The organism is Kitasatospora sp. NPDC096140, assembly GCF_040303045.1.
Classification (GTDB): domain Bacteria; phylum Actinomycetota; class Actinomycetes; order Streptomycetales; family Streptomycetaceae; genus Kitasatospora.
Genome location: NZ_JBEOUW010000008.1, coordinates 1 through 25275 on the forward strand (window position 1 = coordinate 1; position 25275 = coordinate 25275).

A 25275-nucleotide genomic window follows, 5' to 3' on the forward strand; every position below is an offset into this window, starting at 1 on the left:
GGCCTGCGGGACCGGGTGCACGCGGTGGTGTTCGCCTACGAGGCGGGGGCGGTGGTGGCGGGGGAGTCCTGACGCCCGGGGGCGCGGACGATCCGCACCCGGACGTCCGCGAGGCCGTCGAGGCGGTGCGGGACCGCTGAGGCCCCGCACCGCCCCGGATCGTGCGCGGCCCGCCGTCAGGACACGCGCTTCAGCTGCCAGCTGTTCTTGTCGAAGCTCGGCACCGCGGAGTACTGACAGCCGGCGCTGTAGAAGCTGCTGACGATCGTCCAGCCGGCCGGCGGCCAGGTCGAGGCACAGGCGTTGACCACGGTGCCGACCGGGTAGCCGGTGAGCTGCATGATCTTCTTGGTGTTCGGGTTGAACCCGGAGCCGCAGCCGCCGCTGTTCCACCACTGGACGTCCACGTAGCCGCCCGGCGTGAGCGCGGAGGAGCACATGGTGGTGGTGTCACCGGGCGCGGCCTGGGCCGTCCCCATGGTCAGGGTGAGCGCGGCGGCGGCAGCGCCGATGGTCAGCGCGGCGGCGCGGAGGCGTATCACGGGGGCGGGCTCCTCTCGGTGACGCGGCACCTCCGCGTCACCGCCCATTCCTATCGGTGCCGCCGCCTCGACGGACAGCGACTTTCCGGCCCGACCGGCGGCGCATTCTCGCCCCTCCGTACCCGACCCACCGCCGCACCGCGCCCGTGGCCGGCGCCGTCCGCCGCCGACGTGCCCGTCCGGCCGATCCGGGTGATCATGGGACGACACGCGTCTTCGACGATTCGGCGCACCGGCCGGCTCCGGTGGCGCCGGGAAGGTGGACTGCGATGTTCCAGCTCCTGTGGATTCTGCTCATCGGCTTCGTGCTGGGCGCCATCGCCAAGCTGTTCCTGCGCGGGCCGCAGTCGATCCCCTGGTGGCTGACCATGCTGCTCGGTGCCGCCGGGGCGTGGCTCGGCAACGCCGTGTCCGGCTGGATCGGCGTCCGCCACACCTCGGGCATCGACTGGATCCGCCACATCCTGCAACTCGCCTTCGCGATCGCCCTGGTGGCCCTCGCCTCGCCCGCCTGGAGCAAGTCCCACCCGAGCCGCTGACCCCGCCGCCCCGTCGCCGGCACCCGCGGCGCAGCGGCCCGCAGCGACGTGCAGCGGCCCGCAGCGGCCTGCAGCGCCGCGCACCGCCGTGCCGCTCAGCCGACGTGCACGGCCGGCCGGCGCGAGCGGTCCGGCTCGGCCTCGCGCAGCACCTCGCGGGTGACCGGCGCGATCTCGCCCTGCCCGAACAGGAAGAACCGCAGGAACTGGGCGAACGGGTTGCCCTCGGTCCACTCGAAGTAGATGTGCGGCTGCTGCCCGGTCAGGTCGCGCACGTGCAGCAGCAGGGCGGCGATGGCGTTGGGCACGCTGGAGCTCTCCAGCGACAGCACCCGGTACCGGCCGTGCAGCACCTCGCCGTGCACGGTCAGTTCGGACTCGAAGTCGGACGGGTCGAGCACGGTGACCTCGACGAAGACCAGGTCGTCCTCGGCCGGGATGTCGTTGTCGGTGCGGATCTGGCGGATCTTGTCGCGGTACTCGGCGAGGTCCCGGCTGTTCGGCTCGTTGGCGATCAGCCGTAGCGGGCGGTGCATGTAGTCCCGGACGAACCGCTCGGCGACGTCGTCCAGCGTCACGTCGGTGACGCGCAGTTCGAAGGCCCGCTTGAGCCGGGAGAGGAAGGAGACCAGCATGATGCCCGCGATGAAGCAGGCACCGATCTTCACGCCGTCCGGGCGCTCGGCGATGTTGACCCCGGTGGTGTAGAGGAACACCGCGGCGATCACCGCGAAGCCGGCCCGCCAGCGGCGCTGCCCGGCCTTGTGGGCGGCGATGGTGACGGCGATCGCGGCGGAGCTGATCAGCACCAGCACACCGGTCGCGTACGCGCCGCCCTGGGCGTCCACGCTGGCGTCGAAGATCCAGGTGACCAGGAAGGCGATCAGGGTGAGGACGATGACGGTGGGCCGAACCGCGCGGGCCCAGTGCGGGGCCATGCCGTAGCGGGGCAGGTAGCGCGGCATCAGGTTGAGCAGCCCGGCCATCGCGGAGGCGCCGGCGAACCAGAGGATGGCGATCGTGGACAGGTCGTAGATGCTGCCGAAGGTGTTGCCCAGGTACTCGTGGGCGAGGTAGGCGAGCGCCCGTCCGTTGGCCTGGCCGCCGGGCTTGAACTGGTCGGGCGGGATCAGCAGCGTGGTGATCAGGCTGGTGGTGATCAGGAAGACGCTCATGATCGCGGCGGCGGTGGTGAGCAGTTTGCGGGCGCCCCGGATCCGGCCGGTGGGCTTCTCCTCGGTGTCCTCGGGGTCGCCCTCGATGTGCGGCATCACGGCGACGCCGGTCTCGAAGCCGGACAGGCCGAGCGCCAGCTTGGGGAAGACGATCAGCGCGACGCCGACCACGGCGAGCGCGTTGCCGTGCTCGGCGGTGAGCGCGTCGGTCCAGGCGGTGAACAGGTGCGGGGCCTTGAGCACGTGCCAGAGCCCGTTGACCACCACCACGACGTTGAGCGAGAGGTAGACCGCGACGAGGACCACGGCCAGGCCGATCGCCTCGCTGAAGCCCTTGAGGAAGACCCCGCCGAGCAGCGCGATCATGATGAGGGTCAGCATGACCTGCTTGCCGGTCAGCGCGCTGTGCAGGTGCGGGTTCTCGACCAGGTGGGCGCTGGCGTCGGCGGCGGACAGGGTGATGGTGATCATGAAGTCGGTGGCCGCGAAGCCCAGCAGGGTGAGCACGAAGAGCTTCCCCTGCCAGAACGACAGCAGACGCTCCAGCATCGCGATCGAGCCCTCGCCGTGCGGGCTCTCCTGGGCGACCCGCCGGTAGACGGGGAGCGCGCCGAGCAGGGTGACGATGACCAGCACGACCGTGGCGATCGGGGAGACCAGGCCGGCCGCGAGAGCGGCGATGCCGGGCTGGTAGCCGAGCGTCGAGAAGTAGTCGAGGCCGGTCAGGCACATGACCCGCCACCAGCGCTGGCCCTTCACGTGCGGAACCTGCGCGTGCGGGCCGGGATGCTGCTTGGCCATGTCCGCCAGGCCTTCCAGCATCCACGCCCGGAAGCGCCCGCCGCTGTTCCGGGACGGTACCCCCGGTGCGGCCGAACCCGACGAGACCACGTACACCCCTGTCCACGACTCGGCCGGCCGCGTGCGGCCCGGCCCCCCGGCGGCCCGCCGGACGGCGGGCCTGGTCAGGCTAGGTGACCGGGCCACCACCACCCGGGCACCGCGCGGGCCAACACGCCAGGGTGCGCCCGTACGGCCCTCCCGGCGCGCGGGCGGCGCCCGGCCGTGCCGCGAGGCCCGGCGCGTCGGTCCGTACCCGACTTTGGGAGGAGTGAGGATGTCCGCGCGCGTTGACGCACTAGGTTGACGCCGGGACCACGTCGACGGGCCTGACCCGTCGTCGGCCCCGACCTGACCCGACCTGACCCGATCAGGCCGGACCCGCGCTCCGGATCGCCGCGGACCGGTCGACACGACTGCGAACGACAGGGAGGCCGCGGTGGCGGTACCGAGCCGGCGGGGGATTCTGGGCCTGGGCCTGATGGCGGCCGCCGTCACCTCCTGCGGTGCCCGGCGCCCGGAGGCGGCGCCCGCCCCGCACACCTCCGCCGACGGACCGCCCGGTCCCACCGGGGCCGGGCCCGGCAGCGGCACCCCCGGCGCCGCCGGGAACACCGGGAAGGCCGGGCCGGGGCACGACCTGGCGCACGAACAGGCCCTGCCCGGCACGCCCGGCTGGGAGATCACCGACCCCGGCCCGGACTCCGCCGTCGAGGGCTTCGCCGACCGGGTCAGCGTGCTCCCCGGCGAGTCCTTCGGCCTGCACGTCTCCACCCCCGCCCCGGCCTTCACCGTCTCCGCGTACCGGATGGGCTGGTACGGCGGCGCCCGCGCCCGGCTGGTCTGGCGCCGCCAGAACGTCCCCGGCGGCAGACAGCCCGCGCCGCACGTGGACCCGACGACCCGCACCGTGCTGACCGGCTGGCAGCGCAGCCTCGCCGTGGACACCACCGGCTGGCCCGAGGGCGCCTACCTGCTGCGCCTGGACGCCGAGGACGGCTCCGGCCGCCGCTACGTCCCGCTCACCGTCCGCTCCGCCGTCACCGCCGGCCGGACCGTGGTCATGAGCGCCCCGGCGACCTGGCAGGCCTACAACGAGTGGGGCGGCCACAGCCTCTACAACGGCCCGACCGGCGGCCTCGCGACCCGTTCACTGAAGGTCGTCTTCGACCGGCCGTACGACTACGCCCACGGCGCCGGGCTGTTCCTGGTCTACGAGGCGCCGCTGATCGCCTTCGCCGAGCGGCTGGGCCTGCCGCTCGCCTACACCACCGGCGTCGACGTGGCCCGCGAGCCCGGCCTGCTGACCGGCGCGACCACCGTCGTCTCGCTCGGCCACGACGAGTACTGGTCCCCCGAGCAGCGCGCCGCCGTGGTCGCGGCCCGCGACGCCGGCACCAACCTGGCGATCCTGGGCGCCAACTGCTGCTTCCGCCGGATCCGTTACGAGCCGACCGACCTCGGCCCGGAGCGCACCGTGGTCTGCTACAAGGACGCCTGGGCGCAGGACCCGGGCCACCAGGCGGGCGCCCCGGCGACCACCGACTTCCGGGTGGGCCCGGGCGCCGATCCGGAGAGTTCGATGCTCGGCGTGATCTACGACGGCTACCCGGTGGACGCCCCGTACGTGGTCACCTCCCCCGAGCACTGGGCCTTCGAGGGGACGGGCGTCGCCGCCGGGGCGTCCTTCCCGCACCTGGTCGGCGTCGAGTACGACCGGGTGAACACCGCCTTCCCCACCCCGCGCCCGGTCGAGGTGATCGCGCACTCCCCCGTGGTCTGCGACGGCCGACCCTCCCACGCCGACACGGCCTACTACACCGTGCCGAGCGGCGCCGGGGTCTTCGCCTCCGGCACCATGCGCTGGGTCGAGACCCTGGACGCCCACGGCCCCGGCGCCGGCCCCGCCGACCACGGCATCGACGCCCAGGCGGGGGACCTGGTCCGCAGGGTCACCGAGAACGTCCTGCGCACCTTCGCCGCCGGACCGGCCGGCCGCACCCACCCGGCCCGGGACAACCTCGCCGCCGTCTACGGCACCGCGTAGGGCCCGTCTTCAAACCCTCGCCTGGCCGGAGGCCGGGTCAGCCGGAGGCGAGCGGCGGTGCGAAGGTCTCGGGCGGGCCGAAGTCCGAGAAGCGGTCGTCCGTCACGGTCCGCGTGCCGTCGACCACCATCGCCTGCTCGACGCGGACGGGCCGGCCGAGCCGGTCGATCCACAGGTCGCAGTCGGCGGGCGCGCCCCCGCCCGGCGCCCCGGCGTCGACCGACGGGTCCGCGCGGCGCATCAGGTCCGGCGAGAGCCGGGCGCCCAGGTGGAACACCGGCACACCCGACTCGGTCTCCATGCCCTTGCGCGCGGCGGGGCCGGAGTCCAGCAGGAGTTCGGCGTAGGCGGCGACCACGTCCGGGTCGATCCGGAAGCCTGCGGCGGACTCCGGGTCGCGCCGCCACCCCGTCCCGCCCGCCCGGTCCCGCTGGTAGACGACCCCGTCGACGGTCAAGGTCTCCGTCCAGGCCACCACCTCGGCCCCGCCCCGGACGGTCCGCTCCTCCGTGTGGGAGCCCCGGGCCGGGGTGTTGTGGTTCACCCGGCCCGTGACGGTGAAGACCTCCCGCGCGTCACCGTCGCCCGTCTCGGAGGTCAGTGTCTCGGAGGTCAGCGCGAGGGTCGCGGCGTACGGCTCCTTCGAGCGGTGGGCGATCGCCACCGCCGGGTCGAACGCCCCGGTCGCGTCGGCGGGTGCGCCGACCGTCGCGGCCGGGGCGGGTGCCGGCGCCGCCCCCTCCGCGCCGCAGCCGGCGAGGACGGGCAGGGCGAGGGCCAGGGCGGCGACCGACCGGGCGGCGGAGCGTCGGGTCGTCAAGGAATTTCTCCGGTTCTGCGTTCGGGACGGCGGTAGCCTGCCACATCGGCCGATCGCGGTCGAACGGATGCCCGGAGCCCGCTGGAGCCGGTCCGGCGGTCCGCCCCCGTACGGGACCGGGCCCGCACCCCCGATACACTCGCACGGTCCAACCAGCGCAGGTCGTCCAGGCAAACCGACCGGTGCGGCACGGGGTGCCCACCGGCGAGGGCACGAGGGAAACAGAACATGGTCGAGGCCTCTCCCAAGGTCGTTGTGGTCGTCCCCACGTACAACGAGCGGGAGAACCTCCCGGTCCTCGCGGGCCTGCTCGCCGAGCTTCCGGTGCCGAACCTGCACCTGCTGGTCGTCGACGACAACTCGCCCGACGGCACCGGCGAGGTCGCCGACAAGCTCGCCGCGAACTCCGACGGCACCGTCGGCGTGCTGCACCGCACCGAGAAGAACGGCCTCGGCCGCGCCTACCTGGCCGGCATGGAGCGGGCCCTGGACGAGGGCGCCGACGTCGTGGTCCAGATGGACGCCGACCTCTCCCACCCGGCCTCGGCGATCCCCGAGATGGTGCGCACCCTGCTCACCGACGGCACCGCCGTGGTGCTCGGCTCCCGCTACGTCCCCGGCGGCTCGACCGCCGCCGAGTGGCCCTGGCACCGCAAGGCCCTCTCCGCCTGGGCCAACTTCTACGTCAACACCATCCTCGGCCTGGGCGTCCGGGACGCCACCGCCGGGTTCAAGGCCTGGCGCGCGACCACCCTGCGTGCCATCGACCTGCCCACCGTGCAGAGCAACGGCTACTCCTTCCAGGTCGAGATGAACTACCGGGTGGTCAAGCAGGGCATGACGATCCGCGAGGTGCCGATCCGCTTCGAGGAGCGGATCGAGGGCGCCTCGAAGATGAGCATGGGGGTGCAGGTCGAGTCCGCGCTGGCCCCCTGGAAGCTGCGCTTCAACCGCGGCGACTGACCGGACGGCGGGCGGAGACCGGCCGACGGGCGGCAACGCCCGCCCGGACCGCCGGGCGGAACCGGTGGTGACCGCCGGACCGAACCGGTGGCAACCGGCCGCTCCGGCGGGTTCATACGGGTGCCGGACGGGCCGCGGAACGGTGTGAAGGGCGGCGGCGGGGAAAGAAGGGCGACATGGCCCTTCTCCCGGAGTCACTCACGGCCCTGATCCGCCGCTTCGCGCGGGAGCCCTTCGTCGTCCAGACCGTGCGGGCCACCGTCGCGGCGACCATCTCCTACGCGGTGGCGACGCAGCTCAGCAGCGAGCCCGCCCCGCTGACGGCGCCGCTGACCGCGCTGCTGGTGGTCCAGGTGACCGTCTACTCGACGCTCAAGACCAGCATCCGCCGGGTCAACTCGGTGGTCGTCGGGGTGCTGATCGCGATCGGCTTCAGCGCCGTGGTCGGGCTCTCCTGGTGGAGCCTCGGGCTGATCATCCTGGCCTCGCTGGTCGTCGGCCGGTTCGTCCGGGTCGAGGAGTTCGTCCAGGAGGTCGCGATCAGCGCGATGCTGATCCTGGGCGTCACCAAACTGGCCTCGCAGGCCTGGGACCGCGTGCTGGAGACGCTCATCGGCGCCGCCGTCGGCCTGCTGTTCAACCTGGTGTTCGCGCCGCCGGTCTGGGTGGACACCGCCGGGGAGTCGATCGAGGACCTCTCCCGGCGGGCCCGCCAGCTGCTGCTCGACATCGCCGAGGAGCTGGGCCGCCCCACGCCGGTCGCCCGGGCCGCCGAGCGGCTGCACGAGGCCCGCCGGCTGGACCAGGCGATCGCCGAGGTGGACGCGGCGCTGCGGCAGGCCGAGGACAGCCTGCGGTTCAACCCGCGGATCAGCGAGGGGCTGCTCTCCCGGCTGGTGCTGCGCACCGGGCTGGACACCCTGGAGATCTGTGTCGTGGTGATCCGGGTGCTGGCCCGCTCGCTGACTGACCTGGCCAAACGGCGCGCGCCCGGCGAGCGGCTGTTCCCGCCGGACGTCGCGGTCGACCTGGAGGAGCTGCTGGACCACGTCGGCGGGGCGATGGTGAGCTTCGCGGTGCTGGTGACCACCCAGGTGAGCAGCAGCGCCGAGGAGGCGGAGACCCGGCTGACCTCCGAGCTGGCGGCGGCCTGGGCCTGCCGGGAGAACGTCGCCCAGGTGCTGCTGCGCAAGGTGCAGGAGCACCCGGAGGCCTGGCAGCTGCACGGCTCGATGCTGGCCGAGGTGGACCGGATCCTGGACGAGCTGGACCTGGAGCACCGCAGCCGGCGGCTGATGGAGGAGCTGGACCGGGCGTCGGTGGCCAACCGGGAGCGGTTCGCGCGGTTCGCCCGGCTGCGCCGGTTCCTGCGCGGCGAGCGGGAGCGGGGACGGGAGACGACGGCGCGCCCGGCGGCGGAGGCCGGGCGCTGACCGGACGGTCGGGCCCCGACCGGATCGGGGCCCCGGGCTGTCAGGCCGTCACGGGGTTCAGGGCGCGTCGCGGGGTCAGGGCGTCGCGGGGTCAGGGCGTCAGGGCATCAGCCAGGGCTGCTGCGGGAGCGGGTGTCCGGTCTCCAGGTAGGTCTTCAGGTTGGAGAGCACGGCCGACCAGCCCTGCTCGGCGTCCACCCGCTCGGCCTCGTCGGCGAGGTTCCCGTGGGTGACGGTGAGCCGGGTGAGGTCCCGCCAGCCGCGGATGTCGAAGGTGACCACGGAGGGCCCGCCCGGGCGCCGCTCCTCCGGCCCCGCCCAGGTGGTGACCAGCCGGTGCGGCCGGTCGACGGCCTCGACCGTGCCGACCACGTCGGCGATCCCGGAGTCGTCGGTGCGCCGGTGCTCCCAGGGCGCGCCGGGCAGCCAGGTCGAGACGTTGCGGTGGCCCCAGTACAGGCCGGACTCGTCGGCGTTGGTGAGCGCGTGCCAGACCCGCTCGGGGGTGGCCCTCAGGTAGAGGACGGCGCGGTGGGTGGCGGCGGTCACGGCATCAGCCCTCGGCCGCGTCGAGCAGGGGCTGGATCTCCAGCTTCTGCATCCGCAGCATGGTCGCCATCACGCGGTCGGCCCTGGCCCGGTCCTCACCGCCGATCAGGTCGAGCAGGACGCGCGGAGTGATCTGCCAGGACAGGCCGTAGCGGTCCTTGAGCCAGCCGCACGGGCCGGCCTGGCCGCCGTCGGCGGTGAGCTTGTCCCAGAGCTCGTCGACCTCCCGCTGGTCCTCGCACTCCACCTGCAGCGAGACGGCCTCGGTGAAGGTGAACTCGGGGCCGCCGTTGAGGGCCACGTACGCGCGGCCGGCGAGCTCGAAGTCGACGGTCATGACCGAGCCGGCCGCACCGGGACCGGTCTCGCCGTAGCGGGTGACCCGGGTGACGCGGGAGTCGGGGAACAGCGAGGTGTAGAAGGCGGCGGCCTCTTCGGCCTGGTCGTCGAACCAGAGGAAGGTGCTGATGTTCTGCATGCGCCCGACGGTAGCGGCGGGGTCCGACGCGTGGGCCGAGCCACGGCCGGGGGTCACCGGTTCGGCGCCCCTGGCCGCGGCCCGGCCGCGGATCAGTGCACCCAGCCCGCGTAGCGCTGGCTGAAGCGCTGACCGGTGTGGGCGGTCACGACGACGTCGTAGCGGCCCTGCTTGTCCAGCGGCCAGGCCAGGTTGGCCTGCTTGCCCGGCTTGACCCAGACGGTCTGCGCGGTGCCCGCGAAGTCGTTGGGCGCGGCGGTGAAGGCCACGTCGGTCATGCCGTCGTTGGCGAACTGGAGGCTGAACTTCCCGTTGCCGCGCAGGTCGGCGGTGACGATCGGCACGCCGATGTCGTTCTGGCCGTCCTGGCCGTCCCGGACCACCGTGCCGCTGAAGCGGCGGACGAAGCCGTCCGGGCCGTGGACGGTGAAGTCGTAGCGGCCGTCGGTGGCCGCCGCGTCCCAGACGTACCGGGCGGTGGCGCCGGGGGCGACGGTGTACGGGGTGCCCGCGAACGGGAGCACGATGTTCGGGTAGACGGTGTACGGGAAGGCCACCGAACCGTCGTTGCTCATCGTGCAGGTGACCTTGCCGGTCTTGCGGTCCACCTCCACGTCGGCCCACGGCTGGTACGGCAGCGGGCGGTGCGGGCGGTCGCCGCGCTCCTGGACGGGCATGGACTGGGCGCCGACCGCCGGCAGCGCGACGCCGGGCAGCTTGGCGCCCGCGTCGGCCTTGGCCATCAGGGCCTTGGTGTCGGGCAGCGTCGGGATCGAGTACTCGGGGGCGGCGAAGTCGAAGCAGCTGGTGAGGTCGCCGCAGACGGCCCGGCGCCAGGCCGAGATGTTGGGTTCGGCCACCCCGGTGACCTGCTCCATGAAGCGCAGCACCGAGGTGTGGTCGAAGACCTGGGAGTTGACCCAACCACCGCGCGACCAGGGCGAGATGACCCACAGCGGGACGCGGTTGCCGAGGCCGATGGCACGTCCCTGGGTGAACTCCTCGGGGGTGCCGGGCTCGGGGGTGGGCGGGACCATGTGGTCGAAGTAGCCGTCGTTCTCGTCGTACATGACGAGGAACACGGTGTGCCGCCAGACGTCCGGGTTGGACATCAGCGACTGCAGCGCCTGGTCGACCCAGTGCGCGCCGTAGGCCGGGCCGGCGTCCGGGTGCTCGCAGAACAGGTAGGGCGCGACCAGCCAGGAGACGGTCGGCAGGGTGCCGTCCTTGCAGTGCTTGTCGAAGTCGGTCGGGTCGAACTTGGTCATCGCGTTGACGTACCGCGGGTCGTCGTGCGGGAACGCGTGGAACTGCTTGAAGTACGAGAGCGCGTTGTCGTCGTAGTCGCCGGTGCGATCGTCCTTGCTGGGGTTGTGGTAGACGCGCCAGGTGACGCCGGCCGCCTCCAGGCGCTCGGCGTAGGTGGTCCAGTCGGCGACGGGGTTGTCGGTGACCGGGGTGTTGTCGATCCACGGGCCGGTGGTGCCGTCGCGGCCGGGGCCGGAGGTGCCGGTCCACAGGTAGAGGCGGTTGGGGTCGGTGGGCCCCGCGAGGGAGGTGAAGTAGGCGTCGCAGATGGTGAACGCGTCGGCCAGGGCGTACTGGTAGGGGATGTCGTCCCGGTTGAAGTAGCCCATGGTGCGCTCGCCCTTGGCGGCGATCCACTTGTTCATCGCACCGTTGTTGATGGCCTGGTGGCCGGTCGCCCAGTCGTGGGCGAGGCCGCCGGCGTTCTGCGCGTTGTACTTGGCGGTGTCCATCCGGTACGGCAGCATCACGCCGCCGTCGCTGCGCCGGCTGTCCGGCTGGCGGAACACGTCGGTGCCGTCCGGGAACTGCAGCGCCTGCTTGTCGCCGAAGCCGCGGACACCGGCGAGGGTGCCGAAGTAGTGGTCGAAGGAACGGTTCTCCTGCATCAGGACGACGACGTGCTTGACGTCCTTGACGGTGCCGGTGAGCGGGGCGGCTGCGGTGGTGCCGGACGCGGGGGCCGGGGCGGCTTCGGCCGGCGCGCCGGCCAGACCGGTCAGGGCGGTGGCGCCGGCCGCGGCGGTGGCGCCGGCCGCGGCGGTGGCGCCGACGAAGGTACGGCGGGAGAGCTCGGGCATGACGAACTGGCCTCTCGGGGCTGTGGGTCTCAGAGCTGGAAGGTGGCGACGGCGGCGGCGGTGTCGGACGGCCACTCGTTGCCGGCCGCGTTCGGCTCGGGCTGCGGCCAGTCGGCGACCAGCGTGTGCGCCTCGACCAGCTTCAGCGGGCCGGCGTACTGCACGTAGTCGATCCGGTCCTGCGGCTCGGGCCGGTCGCCGCGCCGCTTGCGGGTGGGCGACCACGTGGCGCCCGGGGCCTTGGCCGGGTCGCGGTTCTCCTCGCGGAAGGTGTCGGTCAGTCCGGCGGCCTGCAGCGCCACGGTGACCGGCCAGCCGAGCGGGCCGACCCCGCCGTGCGCGGCGGCGGTGGCGGCCGTCCAGTCCAGGTGGGAGGGCGAGGAGAGCGCGCCGGCGAGGACGACCGGGAGGCCCCGGGCCGCGTCCGCGCGGACCGCGGCGGCGAGCGCCGTGGCCTGCTTCAGCCGCAGCGAGCCGTTCTCGGCCGCCACGACCTGGGCGGCGGTGCTGCCGTCCTGCACGGCGTACGGGCCGTAGCCCGCCTCGTCCAGGTGCGCGGCCCAGAAGCGGACGGCCCGGCCGCCGGGCAGCTGCAGGGTGGCCGCGGCGGCGGGCAGGTCGGCGGTCGGCGGGGTGACGTCGGCGAGCGGGTGGCGGCTGAGGATGCCGACGCTGCCCGGGCTCTGGTAGGCGTACCAGCCGAGGGCGTCGGCCAGGGTCCTGGCGCGCTCGCCCGCCGTCTCCTGCAGGGCGAGGACGTCCAGGCCCTGGGCGAGGACCACGCGCAGCTGCTTCTCCAGCGCGTCGGAGTAGCCGGATCCCGCGTCGTGCAGGTTCCAACTCGCGGCCTTGAGGCGGGGCTTGGCCGCCGGGTCGACGACGGGGACGAGCACGGTGACGGTGTCGACGGCGCCCGCGCCGTCCTTGACGCCGACGACGACCACCTCGGGGTTCTTCCCCGCGGTGGCGGGCGCGGTGCCGGTCAGCATGCCGTCCGCGCTGACGGACGCCCAGGCCGGGCCGCCGACCTTGCGGAAGGTGGCGGAGCCGGGCGCGTTGCCGACCGGGCGGGACCAGAGGCCGCCGAGCTTGACCTGCACGGCGGCGCCCGGGGCGACGGGCGTGGCGGTGAGCGAGTCGACGGCGGCGTGCGGGCGGACGACCGCGGGCTTGGGGCGGAAGCTGAACGGGGCGCTCTGGGCGAGGATGCCGTAGCCGTCCTTGGCGAGCAGGTAGGCGGTGTACGGGCCGCCGGTCAGCGCGGAGGTGTCGAGCTGGACGTCACCGGCGGCGGCCGGGGTGTACTTCCACAGCAGCGAGGAACCGGTGCCGGGCTGGCGGCTGCCGTCGTAGATGCCGACCCAGTTCTTGGCGTCGGGCGCGTCGGTGCTCCAGTGGAAGGTGAGCCGGTCACCTTCGGTGGGGTTGGAGGAGGAGGTGAGGGTCAGGGCGCTGCCTGCGGCCACGGTTGTCCTGTCCGCCGCGCCCGGAGGCCGGTACCGCCGGGGGACGGTGCACGGGTCGGGTACGGCTGGTCACGGAGTCAGGGAGGGAGGGTTCGCCGCGGTCGGCTGTGCGGACAGTTGCGGGCTGTCCGCACAGTTGGCTGTACAACTGCGGGCGACCTCATTCACCTGGAGGTCAGCGACCGGGACATGAACGACGCATGACGGGTCATCGGGCGGCACGGGAACTTCAGCGGGCGCACGAAGAGGGCCGCAACGGATGAACCGTCGCGACCCTCCGGTACGTGGAGCACTGCGCGTTCGCGCCCATGGGGGGCGCGCCCTGCCCCGACTCGCCACGCCGACGCGTCAGGCCAGGGCCCCGGGCGGGGGCGCCAGGCCGGGGCCCCGGGCGGGGGCGTCAGGCCGGAGCCTCGGGCCGACGCGTCAGGCCAGGGCGAGGAAGAGCTTCTCCAGCTCGGCCTCGCTCATCGGCGCGGCGTCCTCGTCGGCGGCGGCCATGCACTGGCGCATCCCGCTGGCGACGATCTTGAACCCGGCCCGGTCCAGGGCCCGCGAGACGGCGGCGAGCTGGGTGACCACGTCCTTGCAGTCCCGGCCCGCCTCGATCATCGCGATCACTCCGGCCAACTGGCCCTGGGCGCGACGCAGCCGGTTCAGGACCGCGCCGACCGCCTCCTCGTCCACCTGCATGTCGGGGCCGCCTTTCGCATCGACTGTCGATGGACAAGTGTACCCCGCGGGGTATTCGTTTCCCGGTGGGCGAAGCCCGTACCGACCGCTTCCGGCCCCGGGCGCTCGGCTCAGCGACGGGCCAGCCGCCGCTCACCGCCGGCGCCGGTCGCGTACGGCACCTCGTAGTGCGCGAACACGGCGGGCTCGTCCTCGGCGGGCAGGACGTCGTCCGTCCCGATCGCCGGAGCCCCCTTGACCTGGCTCTTCGGGTAGGCCACCCGGACGTAGTCCGGCCCGACCACGGCGCCCACCAGCGGGACGAACACCAGGCGGCGCCGGCCGGCGAAACCCACCGTGACGGTGGCGAAGAACGCCTCGTCACTGGCCGTCTCGACGTAGACCGCCTCCAGCTTGCCGATGCGGTGGCTCTTCCGGTCGACCACCGAGTGGCCGCGCCACTCCCGGATGTCTGCCATTGCGATTCCCACGGCCCGGACCTCCCGTCGCCGGATGTTCCACTGCCACTCCCCGATCCTCCATCCTGCGCCGCGACGGGCGACCCCGCGCGGCGGCCTCCCGGCCGCGAACCGGCGTGAGCGGCCGGCTCCGCGGCGTAAGCCACCCGTTCCGTGGTGTGAGCGGCCGGCTCCGCGGCAGCACTGCGAGACGAAAGGGACATACGGGGGTGACCCGACCAACCGGCGCCGGGGGCCATGACCCGGGCTCTAGGCTGGCCGCCGGCGAGGCCGCGAGCGGATCATCGGACTCTCGCGGGCGAGGTTGACGGGTGGAGGGGGCAACAGCCGTGGGATACGAGTCCATGTGGGGGCCGGGCGGGGTCGGGCACCCGGCCGACCTGCGGCCCGACATCCCGCACCCCGCCCGGATGTACGACTACTACCTCGGCGGCAAGGACAACTTCCCCGCCGACCGCGCCGCCGCCGAGAAGGCGCTCGCCGCCAATCCCGAGTTCCGCTCCACCGCCCGCGCCAACCGGGGCTTCCTCACCCGCGCGGTGCGCTGCGTCGCCGAGCTCGGCATCGACCAGTTCCTCGACGTCGGCACCGGCATCCCGACGGTCGGCAACACCCACGAGATCGCCCGGGCCGCCGACCCGGGCGCCCGGGTCGTCTACGTCGACAACGACCCGATCGTGCTCAGCCACGCCCGCGCCCTGATGGCCGGCCCCGGGCACGGCCGCACCACGGTCATCCGGGCCGACCTGCGGCAGCCCGCCGCCCTGCTGGACGCCGTCCGCGCCGTGGAACTGCTCGACCTCTCCCGGCCGGTCGGACTGGTCCTCGCGGCCGTCCTCCACTTCCTGCGCGACGAGGACGAGCCGTACCGGGCCGTCACCACCCTGCTGGACGCCCTGCCCTCCGGCAGCCACCTGGTCCTCTCGCACGGCACCGCGGACTTCATCCCGGCCGTGGTCCGCGACCGCGTCACCGGCGTCTACGACAAGGCCACCGCGCCGCTCGTCGGCCGCACCCGCGCCGAGGTGCGGACCTTCCTCGACGGCCTCGACCTGCTCGACCCGGGCGTGGTCACCGTCCCGCTCTGGCGCCCCGACACCGCCCCCGCCCCGGGCGCCGACCGCGTGAGCATGTACGGGGCGGTGGCCCGCAAGCCCTGAGCCCGGGGTGGACACCGGCCGCATCCGGCCCGCGTGTCCGGCCCGAGGGGCCCGTCTTCAAACCCCCGTCGTCCGCCCCAGGGCGGTGCCGGCCACCGCACGGACTCGCCCGTGGCCCGCTGCGGCCATGACTGGCGCTACGACGGCGGCTACGGCTCGCGGCCACCGCTGTGGAATCCCGTTCGCCTCCGGGCCGGTGCTCCCGTAGCGTGCGCGGGTCGTGGTCAGGGAGAGGGCGGTTCGGAACGTGGTGGCACGCGGGGTGGTCGGGCGGGAGCAGTTGGCGGGTGCGGCGCGGGCCGCGCTGGGCGGCGGACGGCGGCTGGCGGCCGTCGAGCGGCTCGCCGGCGGCAGCAGGAAGGGCGTCTACCGCCTGGTGATGGACGACGCCACGACGGCGATCGCCTACCGGTGGAGCGACGCCGAGAACTACTGGCCGGCGGCTGCGGGCGACGCCGACCGCACCGATCCGTTCTCGCCCGGTCTCGGACTCGACCTGTTCGAAGGCGCACACGCCCGGCTGCACGCGCTCGGGGTCCGTGTCCCGGCGATCCGCTCGCTCGACCGCGGGGGCGTCCACGGCCCGGACGACCTGGCGATCGTCGAGGACGTCCGGGGCGGGAGCCTGGAGGAGCTGCTCGCGCGCGATCCGCGTGCGGCCGCCCCGGTGCTGGCCGGGCTCGGCGAGGCGCTGGAGGCGATGAGGGGTCATCGGGCGGCCGGGTACGGCAAGGTGGCCGTGGTCGACGGCGGCGGGGCCTCGCGCGGGACGTCCTGCGAGGGGGTCGTGCTGGACCGCGCCCTGGGGGACCTCGCCGAGGCGGCCGCGCGGGACCAGCGGATCGCCCGGGCCCGCGGCCGGCTGGAGGAGCGGCTGCTCGACCTGGCGGCGGCGGTGCGGCCGCGCGCGGAGTACGCGGTGGTGCACGGCGAACTCGGGCCCGACCACGTCCTGGTGGGCGCGGACGGGCGCCCGGTGGTGATCGACGTCGAAGGCGCGATGTACTTCGACGCGGAGTGGGAGCACGTCTTCCTGCGGATCCGCTTCCACGACGCCTATCGGCCCCTCGCGGTGGACGGACTCGACGAGGACCGGCTCGCGTTCTACGCCCTGGCGCACCGCCTGTCGCTGACGGCGGGCCCGCTGCGGCTGCTCGACGGTGACTTCCCCGACCGGCCGGCCATGGCCGGCATCGCCGAGCACAACCTCCGGCAGGCCCTGGCCCTGCTGTGACGTGCCGCGTTCCGGCGTCCGCCGGAAGCGCTCAGCCGGCGAAGAGCCGGCGCAGCACGGGCCCGAGGTGGTCCGCGTGCGGGCCGGGGAGGGCGGCGACCTCGGCCGGGGAGCCGATCAGGGCGATCCGGTCGAACTCGGGCTCCGCGCCGAGCGACCGGTGGGCGGCGCACAACTCCGCGTGGCGCTCGGCCAGTTCCCGGGCCGGACGGGGCGGGGCGAGGTGGAGCACGCCGACGCTGCCGTGCTCGCCGCGGACGAGCAGCCAGCGGGTGAGCCGTTCCGGGGGCGTGAACACGCCGGTCTCCTCGACGAGTTCCCGGGCGGCGTGGCGGCGCAGCGCGGGCGGGTCGAGCGGTTCGCCGGGCGGGGGCGGTTCGACGCAGCCGCCCGGCAGGCCCCAGCGGCCGGGGCGGGCGGTCGGGCCGGCCATCCGGCCGACCAGGATCCGGCCGTCGTCGGCGGGTTGGACGACGGCGACGTACAGGGAGCTCGCCCGGGCGGTGGCGCCCGGGACGAGGCGCAGGGCGAAGCGGCGGTAGCCGATGCGCGCCCAGTGGACGACGAGCGTGTCGGGGCTGTCCCGGACGAGGCCGGTGCAGGCGACGACCGGGCCGTCGAAGAGCCCGGGGTTCGCTCGGACGGCCTGCCTCCAGGCGCGGTCCATCGCGGCCCGCTCCGGCTCCGGGAGGGGTGGTGCGGGGGTTTCGACCAGGCGGATGCCGGCGGGTTCGAGGAGTTCGACGTCGACGGGCCCGGTGGTCGCGGCCGCGGGCTTCAGGTCTTCGGTCATCCCGCCATGGTGGCAGGGCCCCGGGTTCGGCGGCGGCCGATCGGAATTGTCATGACCGGACGACAAGCCCATGAATCGTGGGGCGGAGAAAGCCAGTTGGGGCGCGATTCGCCGAATCGTGGGCGAATTGACCGGCCGCGCGGGAAATCCCGCTCCGGGTACACACGTCGGCGCGTGCACCCGGAGCGCGGGCGACCGGAGGTCAGAGGCCGACCTGGATCTCGGCGCGGTGCCGGATGTACTCGTCGGGGTGCGAGCGGGCGATCGCGACCGCCGCCTCGACCAGGCCGTGCAGCGCCGCGGGGTAGGCGCGCGGCACCAGTGGGAGGCCGGGGAGGATGCAGCGGCGGACGTCCAGGTCCTCGTTGGCGACGAACTCCCGCAGCGCGGTCTCGTACCAGGTGTCCCGGACGCTCGCGCCCTCGTCGGCGGCGGCGCCGTTGCTGCCGTCCCCGATCGACAGGGCCGTCCAGTACCAGGCCCGCGCGGCGCCCGCCCGCTCGGGGTTGGTGCCGGTGCGCAGGTAGCCGAGCAGGGCGAGGCGGACCCGACGCTGCCCGAAGGCGAGCAGGGCCGGCTCGACGAAGCGCCGGTTGAAGCTCGGGTTGGGGTCGTGGACCGACGCCTCCAGCAGCGCCTCGAAGTACTCCTCGGGCAGTTCGGACCGTCCGGCGACCGCCTTGTGGACCTCCCACCGGGCCGCGCTCTGGTAGTCGGGGCCGGCCGCGACCTCCGCCCCTATCAGGCGGAGCAGACGTGCGAGCCGGAGGTCGAACGCCTGCGATTCGTCCGCCGTACGCCCGGGCAACGGCTGGAGAATCCGCACCTCGCCTGCCGTGTCCTTGGTTTCCACGAACATCCTCCTCATTCTGAGTCATCGGCAGACTACTCGCCGATACACCAGTTCGGAGGTCGTTTTCGGCCAGGCCCGGGCTTTGATCGGTTTCCGGTGAGGAATTTTGACGAACACTCAGCCCTCAATCGGCTCAAACCGCGCGAGTCGGCCGGCCCGGACCCGCCGGGAGCACCCGGAGTGCCGGGAACGCCGGGCTCAGGACGGACGGCCGGGCGGGACCAGTCCGGACTGGTAGGCGATCGCGACGAGTTGGGCGCGGTCGCGGGCGTCGAGCTTGGACATCGCCCGGTGCACGTGGGTCCGCACGGTGAACGGGCTGACGAACATGCGCTCGGCGATCTCCTCGTTGGTGAGGCCGGTGGCGGCCATCGACATCACCTCGCGCTCGCGGGCGGTGAGGACGGCGAGGCGCTCGCTCGTCGGACCGCCGGCGCCCGGGTCGGGCTGGGCCAGCAGCTGGTCGATCACGGCCCGGGTGGCGGCGGGCGAGAGCAGGGCGTCGCCGGCCGCGACGGTCCGGACGGCGGCGAGCAGTTCCTTCGGGTCGGCGCCCTTGCCGAGGAAGCCGCCGGCGCCCGCGCGCAGCGCCTGCGCCACGTACTCGTCGATCTCGAAGGTGGTGAGGATGAGCACCCGGGTGCCGGACAGCTCCTCGTCGCCGCAGATCGCGGCGGTGGCGCCGAGGCCGTCGGCGCCGGGCATCCGGATGTCCATCAGGACGATGTCGGGCCTGGTCGCCCGGGCGAGCTCGACGGCCTCGCGCCCGTCGGCGGCCTCGCCCACCACCTCCATGTCCTCCTCCGCGTCTATCAGCATGCGGAAGGCACCGCGCAGCAGGGCCTGGTCGTCGGCGAGCAGTACCCGGATGGTCATGCGTGGTCCCTGTCCTCTCGAACGGCGCGAACCTGTCGGGCGGCGCGGTCCTGTCCTTCGGTTTCGTGCGTACGGGTGGCGCGGGCGCCCCGGGGGCCGCAGAAGGGCGTCACACCGCTCCCCCGGACGGCGCGGTCCGGTTCGCCGGCCCTCGGTGCCCCGGCCTCTCGGACTCCTGCCCCGCGGGGTTCGGCTCCCCGGGGTTCGGTTCCGCGGGGATCGGTTCCGCGGGCTCCGGCCGCGGCGGCCGGGTCGGGGCCGTCGTCGCGGGCGCCGGTGCGCAGCGGCAGCTCGGCGGTGACCAGGAAGCCGCCGTCGGGCCGTTCGTCGGCAGCGAGCCGGCCGCCGACCGCGCCGGCCCGCTCGCGCATGCCGATCAGGCCGAAACCGCTCTCGCCCGGGGCGGGCTGGGGCAGCGGCGCGGCGCGGGGGCGTCCGGTCGCGGTCGGCCGCCCGTTGGCGACGCTGACCGACACCCGGCTCCCGCTGTAGGCGAGGGTGACCTCGGCGTCGGCGCCGTGGGCGTGCTTGGCGACGTTGGTCAGCGACTCCTGGACGATCCGGAAGGCGGTGAGGTCGACGCCGGGCGACAGCGGCCGGGCCTCGCCGCGGACGGTGAGCCGGACCGGCAGCCCGGCCCGTTCGAAGGAGCCGAGCAGCTCGGGCAGCCGGTCCAGGCCCGGGGTGGGTTCGAGCGGGGCGGGTTCCTCGGCGCGGCGCAGCAGGCCGACGGTGGCCCGCAGCTCCTGCAGGGCCGAGCCGGTGGCGTCGGTGATGTGGCTGAGCACCTCGCGGGCCTGGACCGGGTGGCTGTCCATGAGGTGGACGGCGATGCCGGCCTGGGCGTTGGCGAGGGCGATGTGGTGGGCGACCACGTCGTGCAGGTCGCGGGCGATCCGGATCCGCTCGTCGGCGACCCGGCGGCGGGCCTCCTCCTCGCGGGTGCGTTCGGCGCGTTCGGCGCGCTCCTCGATGGCCGCGAGGTGGGCGCGGCGGTTGCGGATGGAGTCACCGAGGGCGCCGGGCAGCAGGGCCCAGGCCAGGACGCCGAGCCGTTCGCCGAGGGATGCGCCGGTGCCGACGGACAGGGCGATCCCGGTGAGCAGGACGGCGCTGCCGATGGAGGCGCGCAGCGCGGTGGCGCGGTCGGTGCGGACGGCCAGGTAGTAGAGGGCGCAGAGCAGCGGGGCGGCCAGCGCGACGGTCAGCCGGGGGCTGGTGAACGCGAGCAGGACGGTGCAGGCCAGGGTGACGGCGGTGACCGCCCGGGGGTGGCGGCGGTGGGCGAACAGGGCGAGCGCGGAGACCAGCCCGAGGAGTCCGGAGACGGGTTCCAGGCTGCTGATGTGGCCGGTCTGGTCGATGGTGGCGCCGACTCCGACGACCGCGATCAGGACGGCGCCGCCGATCACGTCGAATCGTCGGGGGTGGTTCCGGCGCATGCGCTGCCAGGTGGTGGTCATGGTGCTGGTCTCCGGGTCGCGAGTCAGGGGCCGTCGGCGCGAGCGGCGACGGCCCCTGACTGCAACGGTAATCGGTGGGCGTGCGGATCCCGGCCGGGCTAGACCGTGACCGACTCCCGGATCGGGGCCGCTTCGGCGGCGGGCGTCTGCAGCTTGCTGCCCTCGACGTCCACGTCCGGCACCAGGCGGTCGAGCCTGCGCGGCAGCCACCAGGCGCGGTGGCCGAGCAGGGCGAGGACGGCCGGGACGATGGTCATCCGGACCACGAAGGCGTCGAACGCGACGGCTGCGGCGAGCCCCAGCCCCATCATCTTGATCATCGGCTCGCTCATCCCGATGAAGCCCGCGAAGACGGCGATCATGATGAAGGCCGCGGCGGTGACCACCCGGGCGTTGTGCCGGAAGCCGGTGACGATCGCCTCGCCGGGCTGCTCGCCGTGGACGAAGCCCTCGCGGATCCGGGTGACCAGGAACACCTCGTAGTCCATGGCGAGGCCGAAGACCACGCCGATCATGAAGATCGGCATCATGCTCATCACCGGGCCGGTCTGCTCCACGCCGATCAGGTCGGCCAGCCAACCCCACTGGAAGACCGCGACCACGGCGCCCAGGGCGGCGGCCACCGAGAGCAGGAAGCCGAGTGCCGCCTTCAGCGGGACGAGCACGGAGCGGAAGACCACCAGCAGCAGCAGGACGGCGAGGCCGACGACCAGGGCGAGGTAGGGCACCAGGGCGTCCGTGAGCTTCTGCGAGACGTCGATGTTCATCGCCGTCGTGCCGCTGACCAGGACCGTCGCGCCGGTGGCCGACGTGAGGGAGGCCGCGTCACCGCGGATGGTGTGCACGAGGTCCTTGGTCGCGGCCTCGCTCGGGCCGGTCGCCGGTATCGCGTTGAGCAGGGCCGTGTCACCGGCCTTGTTGAACATCGGCGGCGTCACGGTGACGACGCCCTGCAGGCCCGAGAGCTTCTTGGACACCTCGTTCGCCGCGGCCTTCGGGTCGGCGACGCCCTTGGCGTCCACCAGGACGGTCAGCGGGCCGTTGAAGCCGGGCCCGAAGCCCTCGGACAGCAGGTCGTAGGCGCGGCGCTGGGTGGTGGAGGTGGGCTTGGCCTCGTCGCCGGGCAGGCCGAGCCGCAGGTCGAGCGCGGGCGCCGCGAGGACGCCCAGGCCGATCACGCCGCCGAGCAGCACCGCGAGCGGGCGGCGCAGCACGAACCGCGCCCAGCGGGAGCCGCCGTTCTCCTTCGTCGACGCCCGGTCGGCGTCGCCCTGGGCCTTGCGGACCTTGCGCGGCAGCACCTTGCGGCCGATGAAGCCGAGCAGCGCCGGGACCAGGGTGAGCGCGACCAGCACGGCGATGACGACCGTCCCGGCGGCGGCCATGCCCATCTTGGCCAGCATCGGGATGCCGACCACGGAGAGCCCGGCGAGGGCGATCACCACGGTGAGGCCGGCGAACACCACGGCGGAGCCGGCGGTGCCGACGGCCCGGCCGGCCGCCTCCTGCGGTGTCCGGCCCTCGGTCAGCTCGGCCCGGTAGCGGGAGACGATGAACACCGCGTAGTCGATGCCGACCGCGAGGCCGAGCATCATGGCGAGGGTGCCGGTGGTGGTGGACAGGCCGAGGACGCTGCCGAACGCGGTGATCAGCGCCATGCCGAGGCCGACGCCGACGACCGCCGTGAGCAGCGGCAGGCCGGCCGCGACCAGCGAGCCGAAGGTGATCACCAGGACGACGGCGGACAGCGCCATGCCGATCGCCTCGCTGCTGCCGCCCGCGTCGGGCTTGGCCATCAGCGCGTTGCCGCCGACCTCGACCTTGAGCCCGGCGTCCCGGCCGTGCTGGGCGGCCTGCTCCAGCGCGGTCGTGGCGCCCTTGGACAGCTCGCCCGCCTTGGCGGCGTAGCTGACCGTCGCGTAGGCGGTGGTGCCGTCCTTGGAGACCGCGCCCGCCGTGAACGGGCTGACCGCCCCGGTGACCTGCTCGGCGTGCGCGAGCTCGTCGACCGTCCGCTCGACCGCCTGCTGGTTGGGGGCGGCGGTGATCTTCTGACCGGAGGGCGCGACGAACACCAGCCGGGCCGAGGCGCCGTCGGCGTGGCCGCCGGGGAAGCGCTCGTTCATCAGGTCGAAGGCCTTCTGCGCCTCCGTGCCGGGCATCGAGAAGCCGTCGTCGGGCGCGGCGGGCGCCTTGGCCGCCAGGACTCCGACGGCCGCCAGCACGGCGACCCAGAGCAGGGTCACCAGCCGGCGCCGGACGAAGGCCCATCGGCCCAGACGGTAGAGGAACGTGGCCACGGGAGAGCGGACTCCTTCGGTGCGGTGCTCGGTACAGGGCGCGCCGCGGGCGGGCCGTACGCCCCCTGAGGGCGCGGTCCGCCGCAGCGTGACCAATCCTTGATCGGCGGGCCCTGCTCCGTCGTCGTCCCTGCGCAGGCCGTTTGCGTACTGCGGACGCAGTACGGCCCTCCCCCGTACGGAGGAGCGCACGCCCGGCGCCGGGAGTAGCCCTCCTACCTGCGGAGGAAGCAGTCGGGTTCACCCGTGCGGGCGGCGACGACGGGCCGTGACCCGGCCGGGCGAAGTAGCGTGATGTGCCTGGCCCGACCGCCGTCCGTGCGGTTCGGGACGACCCGACCTGATCGGTGCTGCCTGAGCAGCCAGCCGCCGGAGGTGCCCCATGGGCGTTCCAGCCGCCCGCATCGTGTTCGACGAGAGCGACCGCGCGGCCGTCGCCGAGGCGGTGACCGAGATGCTCACCACGGGCGCCCTCACCCTCGGTCCCTGGACCGAACGCTTCGAGCAGGCCTTCGCCGCCGAGCACGGCGCCTCGCACGCCGTCGCGGTGAGCACCGGCACGGCGGCGCTGGAGGTGATCCTGCGCACCGTCGACGTCCGGGGCCGCGACGTCGTCGTCCCCGCCGTCAGCTTCTACGCGACCGCCGGCGCGGTGGTCCACGCGGGCGGGCGCCCGGTGTTCGCCGACGTCGACCCGGCCACCCTCGCGCTGTCCCCCGACACCTTGGCGGCGGCCCTCACCCCGGACACCGCCGCCGTCGTCCTGGTGCACATCGGCGGCCTCGTCACCCCCCGGGTGGACGCCCTGCGCGCGCTCTGCGACCAGCGCGGCATCCCGCTGGTCGAGGACGCCGCGCACGCCCACGGCAGCAGTGTCGACGGGCGCGCCGCCGGGACCTTCGGGCTGGCCGGGGCCTTCTCCTTCTACCCGACGAAAGTCACCACCAGCGGCGAGGGCGGCATGATCCTCACCGAGTCGCCGGAGCTGCGCGACGAGGCCCGGATCTACCGCGACCAGGGCAAGGGCTCCTTCACCACCAACCACCACGTGCTGCTCGGCTACTCCTGGCGGATGAGCGAGCTCCACGCGGCGGTCGGCGCGGTGCACCTGCGCCGGCTCAAGGAGTTCATCGAGACCCGCCGGGCCGTCGCCCGCCGCTACGACGCGGCGCTGGCCGGGCTGGACGGCCTGGCACCGGTGCTCGAACCGCCGGGCTGCCGCGGCAACTACTACAAGTACGTGGCGCTGCTGCCGGCCGGCACCGACCGTGCGGCCTTCAAGCGGGCGGTCGCCGAGGAGCACGGCGTGCGGCTGTCCGGCGAGGTCTACGACCTGCCGCTGCACCTCCAGCCGGTGCTCGCCCCGTACCGGCGCGGGCCGCTGCCCGCCGCCGAGGACCTCTGCGCACGGCAGGTCTGCCTGCCGGTGCACTCCGACATGACGGAGGACGAGACGGAGCAGGTCATCGAGGCCGTCTCGACCGTGTACCGGCGGCTGGTCGGCTGAGCCGACCGGAGTGAAGGGAGCAAGAACGTGCGGATAGCCGTCACCGGGGGCTGCGGATTCATCGGCTCACACGTCGTGGACCACCTCATCGCGGCCGGCCACGAGGTCCTCGCGGTGGACATGACCGACCAGTACCTCAACCCCGACGCCGAGCACGCGCGGATCGACGTCCTCGACCTCAAGGCCCTCACCGCCGCGCTGGCGGGCAGCGAGGTGGTCTACCACCTCGCTGCGATGGCCGACGTCGAGCAGGTCTCCGCCGATCCGGTCCGCGCCGTGCGGACCAACATCGACGGCACCGAGGCCGTCCTGGAGGCCGCCCGGCGCAGCGGTCTCAGCCGGACGGTGCTCGCAAGCACCGTCTGGGTCTACGGCGCCGCCCTCGCCGGCGAGCAACTCGGCGGCGAGGAGCAGGAGTTGGACGAGCACGTACCGATCGAACTGGAGCACAGCGGCCACCTGTACGTGGCCACCAAGCTGGCCGCCGAGATGCTCGTGCACAGCTACCGCGAGCTGTACGGGCAGCACTTCACCATCCTGCGCTACGGCATCCCCTACGGGCCCCGCATGCGCGACGAACTGGTCGTCGCCCGGTTCGTCCAGGCCGCACTGGCCGGACGCCCGATCACCATCGCCGGCGACGGGCGGCAGAGCCGCAACTTCGTCTACGTCGAGGACCTCGCCGACGCCCACGTGCGCGCCCTCTCCCCCGCCGCCGAGGACCAGACCTTCGCCCTGGAGGGCTCGACCGCCGTCTCCGTGCGCGACATCGCCGACACCGTCGACGGCCTGCTCGGGCCCGTGAGCATCGAGCACATCGGCGGCCGCAAGGCCGACTACACCGGGCGGCGGATCTCCTCCGCCCAGGCCAAGCGGCTGCTCGGCTGGTCGCCGCGGACCAACTTCGCCGAGGGCGTCCGGCGGTACGCCGACTGGTACCGGGCCGCCACCGCCGCGTCCACCGCCACCTGACCGGGG

Annotated in this window: 22 protein-coding genes; 8 read left to right on the top strand and 14 right to left on the bottom strand. The window is 74.0% G+C overall.

Annotated elements, in window-relative coordinates:
• Nucleotides 1–176: 176 nt before the first annotated feature.
• Nucleotides 177–542, bottom strand: coding sequence for a hypothetical protein (locus ABT048_RS09980; protein WP_350520845.1), 366 nt, complete (start codon nucleotides 540–542; stop codon nucleotides 177–179).
• Between the two features lie 269 nt (nucleotides 543–811).
• On the opposite strand from ABT048_RS09980, the gene ABT048_RS09985 reads away from it, so the two are divergent.
• A complete protein-coding gene (locus tag ABT048_RS09985; protein ID WP_350520846.1) occupies nucleotides 812–1081 on the top strand; it encodes a GlsB/YeaQ/YmgE family stress response membrane protein in 270 nt (89 codons plus the stop codon).
• Nucleotides 1082–1176: 95 nt separating this feature from the next.
• On the opposite strand, the gene ABT048_RS09990 is transcribed toward ABT048_RS09985, so the two are convergent.
• On the bottom strand, nucleotides 1177–3057 hold the full coding sequence (locus ABT048_RS09990) for an APC family permease (protein ID WP_350520847.1): 1881 nt from the start codon (nucleotides 3055–3057) through the stop codon (nucleotides 1177–1179).
• A gap of 478 nt (nucleotides 3058–3535) precedes the next feature.
• On the opposite strand from ABT048_RS09990, the gene ABT048_RS09995 reads away from it, so the two are divergent.
• Complete coding sequence (locus tag ABT048_RS09995; RefSeq protein WP_402804215.1) at nucleotides 3536–5143, top strand: N,N-dimethylformamidase beta subunit family domain-containing protein; 1608 nt, start codon at nucleotides 3536–3538, stop codon at nucleotides 5141–5143.
• A gap of 37 nt (nucleotides 5144–5180) precedes the next feature.
• On the opposite strand, the gene ABT048_RS10000 is transcribed toward ABT048_RS09995, so the two are convergent.
• Complete coding sequence (locus tag ABT048_RS10000) at nucleotides 5181–5963, bottom strand: hypothetical protein (RefSeq protein WP_350520848.1); 783 nt, start codon at nucleotides 5961–5963, stop codon at nucleotides 5181–5183.
• Between the two features lie 228 nt (nucleotides 5964–6191).
• Between ABT048_RS10000 and ABT048_RS10005 the strand changes: the two genes are divergently transcribed.
• Nucleotides 6192–6926, top strand: a complete 735-nt coding sequence (locus ABT048_RS10005; protein ID WP_350520849.1) for a polyprenol monophosphomannose synthase — start codon at nucleotides 6192–6194, stop codon at nucleotides 6924–6926.
• Between the two features lie 176 nt (nucleotides 6927–7102).
• A complete protein-coding gene (locus ABT048_RS10010) occupies nucleotides 7103–8359 on the top strand; it encodes an FUSC family protein (protein WP_350520850.1) in 1257 nt (418 codons plus the stop codon).
• A gap of 99 nt (nucleotides 8360–8458) precedes the next feature.
• On the opposite strand, the gene ABT048_RS10015 is transcribed toward ABT048_RS10010, so the two are convergent.
• The 6 genes from ABT048_RS10015 to ABT048_RS10040 all read right to left on the bottom strand — a co-directional run bounded on the left by ABT048_RS10015 (nucleotide 8459) and on the right by ABT048_RS10040 (nucleotide 14111).
• A complete protein-coding gene (locus tag ABT048_RS10015) occupies nucleotides 8459–8908 on the bottom strand; it encodes an SRPBCC domain-containing protein (protein WP_350520851.1) in 450 nt (149 codons plus the stop codon).
• A gap of 4 nt (nucleotides 8909–8912) precedes the next feature.
• A complete protein-coding gene (locus ABT048_RS10020) occupies nucleotides 8913–9386 on the bottom strand; it encodes a VOC family protein (protein ID WP_350520852.1) in 474 nt (157 codons plus the stop codon).
• 92 nt (nucleotides 9387–9478) lie between these two features.
• Complete coding sequence (locus ABT048_RS10025; RefSeq protein ID WP_350520853.1) at nucleotides 9479–11494, bottom strand: phosphocholine-specific phospholipase C; 2016 nt, start codon at nucleotides 11492–11494, stop codon at nucleotides 9479–9481.
• 29 nt (nucleotides 11495–11523) lie between these two features.
• The gene (locus ABT048_RS10030) at nucleotides 11524–12960 is read right to left on the bottom strand and encodes an endonuclease/exonuclease/phosphatase family protein (RefSeq protein WP_350520854.1); all 1437 of its coding nucleotides are present in this window, start codon (nucleotides 12958–12960) and stop codon (nucleotides 11524–11526) included.
• A gap of 426 nt (nucleotides 12961–13386) precedes the next feature.
• The gene (locus tag ABT048_RS10035) at nucleotides 13387–13653 is read right to left on the bottom strand and encodes a metal-sensitive transcriptional regulator (RefSeq protein ID WP_188303232.1); all 267 of its coding nucleotides are present in this window, start codon (nucleotides 13651–13653) and stop codon (nucleotides 13387–13389) included.
• A 110-nt stretch (nucleotides 13654–13763) separates the two neighbouring features.
• Nucleotides 13764–14111: a PRC-barrel domain-containing protein gene (locus ABT048_RS10040; protein ID WP_350520855.1), complete on the bottom strand. Its 348-nt coding sequence runs from the start codon at nucleotides 14109–14111 to the stop codon at nucleotides 13764–13766.
• 329 nt (nucleotides 14112–14440) lie between these two features.
• Here ABT048_RS10040 and ABT048_RS10045 point away from each other — a divergent pair, with 329 nt between their 5' ends.
• Entirely contained in the window at nucleotides 14441–15271 is an 831-nt protein-coding gene (locus ABT048_RS10045) for an SAM-dependent methyltransferase (RefSeq protein WP_350520856.1), read from the top strand.
• A gap of 247 nt (nucleotides 15272–15518) precedes the next feature.
• The gene (locus ABT048_RS10050) at nucleotides 15519–16505 is read left to right on the top strand and encodes a phosphotransferase family protein (protein WP_350520857.1); all 987 of its coding nucleotides are present in this window, start codon (nucleotides 15519–15521) and stop codon (nucleotides 16503–16505) included.
• A 31-nt stretch (nucleotides 16506–16536) separates the two neighbouring features.
• Here ABT048_RS10050 and ABT048_RS10055 read toward each other — a convergent pair whose 3' ends face one another.
• The 5 genes from ABT048_RS10055 to ABT048_RS10075 form a co-directional block, all read right to left on the bottom strand.
• Complete coding sequence (locus ABT048_RS10055) at nucleotides 16537–17298, bottom strand: NUDIX hydrolase (RefSeq protein ID WP_350520858.1); 762 nt, start codon at nucleotides 17296–17298, stop codon at nucleotides 16537–16539.
• A gap of 202 nt (nucleotides 17299–17500) precedes the next feature.
• Nucleotides 17501–18157, bottom strand: a complete 657-nt coding sequence (locus tag ABT048_RS10060; protein ID WP_350520859.1) for a hypothetical protein — start codon at nucleotides 18155–18157, stop codon at nucleotides 17501–17503.
• A gap of 192 nt (nucleotides 18158–18349) precedes the next feature.
• Nucleotides 18350–19027, bottom strand: a complete 678-nt coding sequence (locus tag ABT048_RS10065) for a response regulator transcription factor (protein WP_350520860.1) — start codon at nucleotides 19025–19027, stop codon at nucleotides 18350–18352.
• A complete protein-coding gene (locus tag ABT048_RS10070; protein ID WP_350520861.1) occupies nucleotides 19024–20490 on the bottom strand; it encodes a sensor histidine kinase in 1467 nt (488 codons plus the stop codon). Before ABT048_RS10070 ends, ABT048_RS10065 begins: the two co-directional genes overlap by 4 nt.
• A gap of 98 nt (nucleotides 20491–20588) precedes the next feature.
• Nucleotides 20589–22790, bottom strand: a complete 2202-nt coding sequence (locus ABT048_RS10075) for an MMPL family transporter (protein WP_350520862.1) — start codon at nucleotides 22788–22790, stop codon at nucleotides 20589–20591.
• A gap of 382 nt (nucleotides 22791–23172) precedes the next feature.
• Here ABT048_RS10075 and ABT048_RS10080 point away from each other — a divergent pair, with 382 nt between their 5' ends.
• A complete protein-coding gene (locus tag ABT048_RS10080) occupies nucleotides 23173–24297 on the top strand; it encodes a DegT/DnrJ/EryC1/StrS family aminotransferase (protein WP_350520863.1) in 1125 nt (374 codons plus the stop codon).
• Nucleotides 24298–24324: 27 nt separating this feature from the next.
• Nucleotides 24325–25269, top strand: a complete 945-nt coding sequence (locus ABT048_RS10085; protein WP_350520864.1) for an NAD-dependent epimerase/dehydratase family protein — start codon at nucleotides 24325–24327, stop codon at nucleotides 25267–25269.
• The last annotated feature ends 6 nt before the right edge of the window (nucleotides 25270–25275 follow it).

Bases quoted from the DNA above. Each gene is read 5' to 3' on its own strand.
- ABT048_RS09985 (WP_350520846.1), top strand. From the start codon at position 812: ATGTTCCAGCTCCTGTGGATTCTGCTCATCGGCTTCGTGCTGGGCGCC.
- ABT048_RS09990 (WP_350520847.1), bottom strand. From the start codon at position 3,057: ATGGCCAAGCAGCATCCCGGCCCGCACGCGCAGGTTCCGCACGTGAAG.
- ABT048_RS10005 (WP_350520849.1), top strand. From the start codon at position 6,192: ATGGTCGAGGCCTCTCCCAAGGTCGTTGTGGTCGTCCCCACGTACAAC.
- ABT048_RS10010 (WP_350520850.1), top strand. From the start codon at position 7,103: ATGGCCCTTCTCCCGGAGTCACTCACGGCCCTGATCCGCCGCTTCGCG.
- ABT048_RS10020 (WP_350520852.1), bottom strand. From the start codon at position 9,386: ATGCAGAACATCAGCACCTTCCTCTGGTTCGACGACCAGGCCGAAGAG.
- ABT048_RS10025 (WP_350520853.1), bottom strand. From the start codon at position 11,494: ATGCCCGAGCTCTCCCGCCGTACCTTCGTCGGCGCCACCGCCGCGGCC.
- ABT048_RS10035 (WP_188303232.1), bottom strand. From the start codon at position 13,653: ATGCAGGTGGACGAGGAGGCGGTCGGCGCGGTCCTGAACCGGCTGCGT.
- ABT048_RS10040 (WP_350520855.1), bottom strand. From the start codon at position 14,111: ATGGCAGACATCCGGGAGTGGCGCGGCCACTCGGTGGTCGACCGGAAG.
- ABT048_RS10055 (WP_350520858.1), bottom strand. From the start codon at position 17,298: ATGACCGAAGACCTGAAGCCCGCGGCCGCGACCACCGGGCCCGTCGAC.
- ABT048_RS10060 (WP_350520859.1), bottom strand. From the start codon at position 18,157: ATGTTCGTGGAAACCAAGGACACGGCAGGCGAGGTGCGGATTCTCCAG.
- ABT048_RS10065 (WP_350520860.1), bottom strand. From the start codon at position 19,027: ATGACCATCCGGGTACTGCTCGCCGACGACCAGGCCCTGCTGCGCGGT.
- ABT048_RS10070 (WP_350520861.1), bottom strand. From the start codon at position 20,490: ATGACCACCACCTGGCAGCGCATGCGCCGGAACCACCCCCGACGATTC.
- ABT048_RS10080 (WP_350520863.1), top strand. From the start codon at position 23,173: ATGGGCGTTCCAGCCGCCCGCATCGTGTTCGACGAGAGCGACCGCGCG.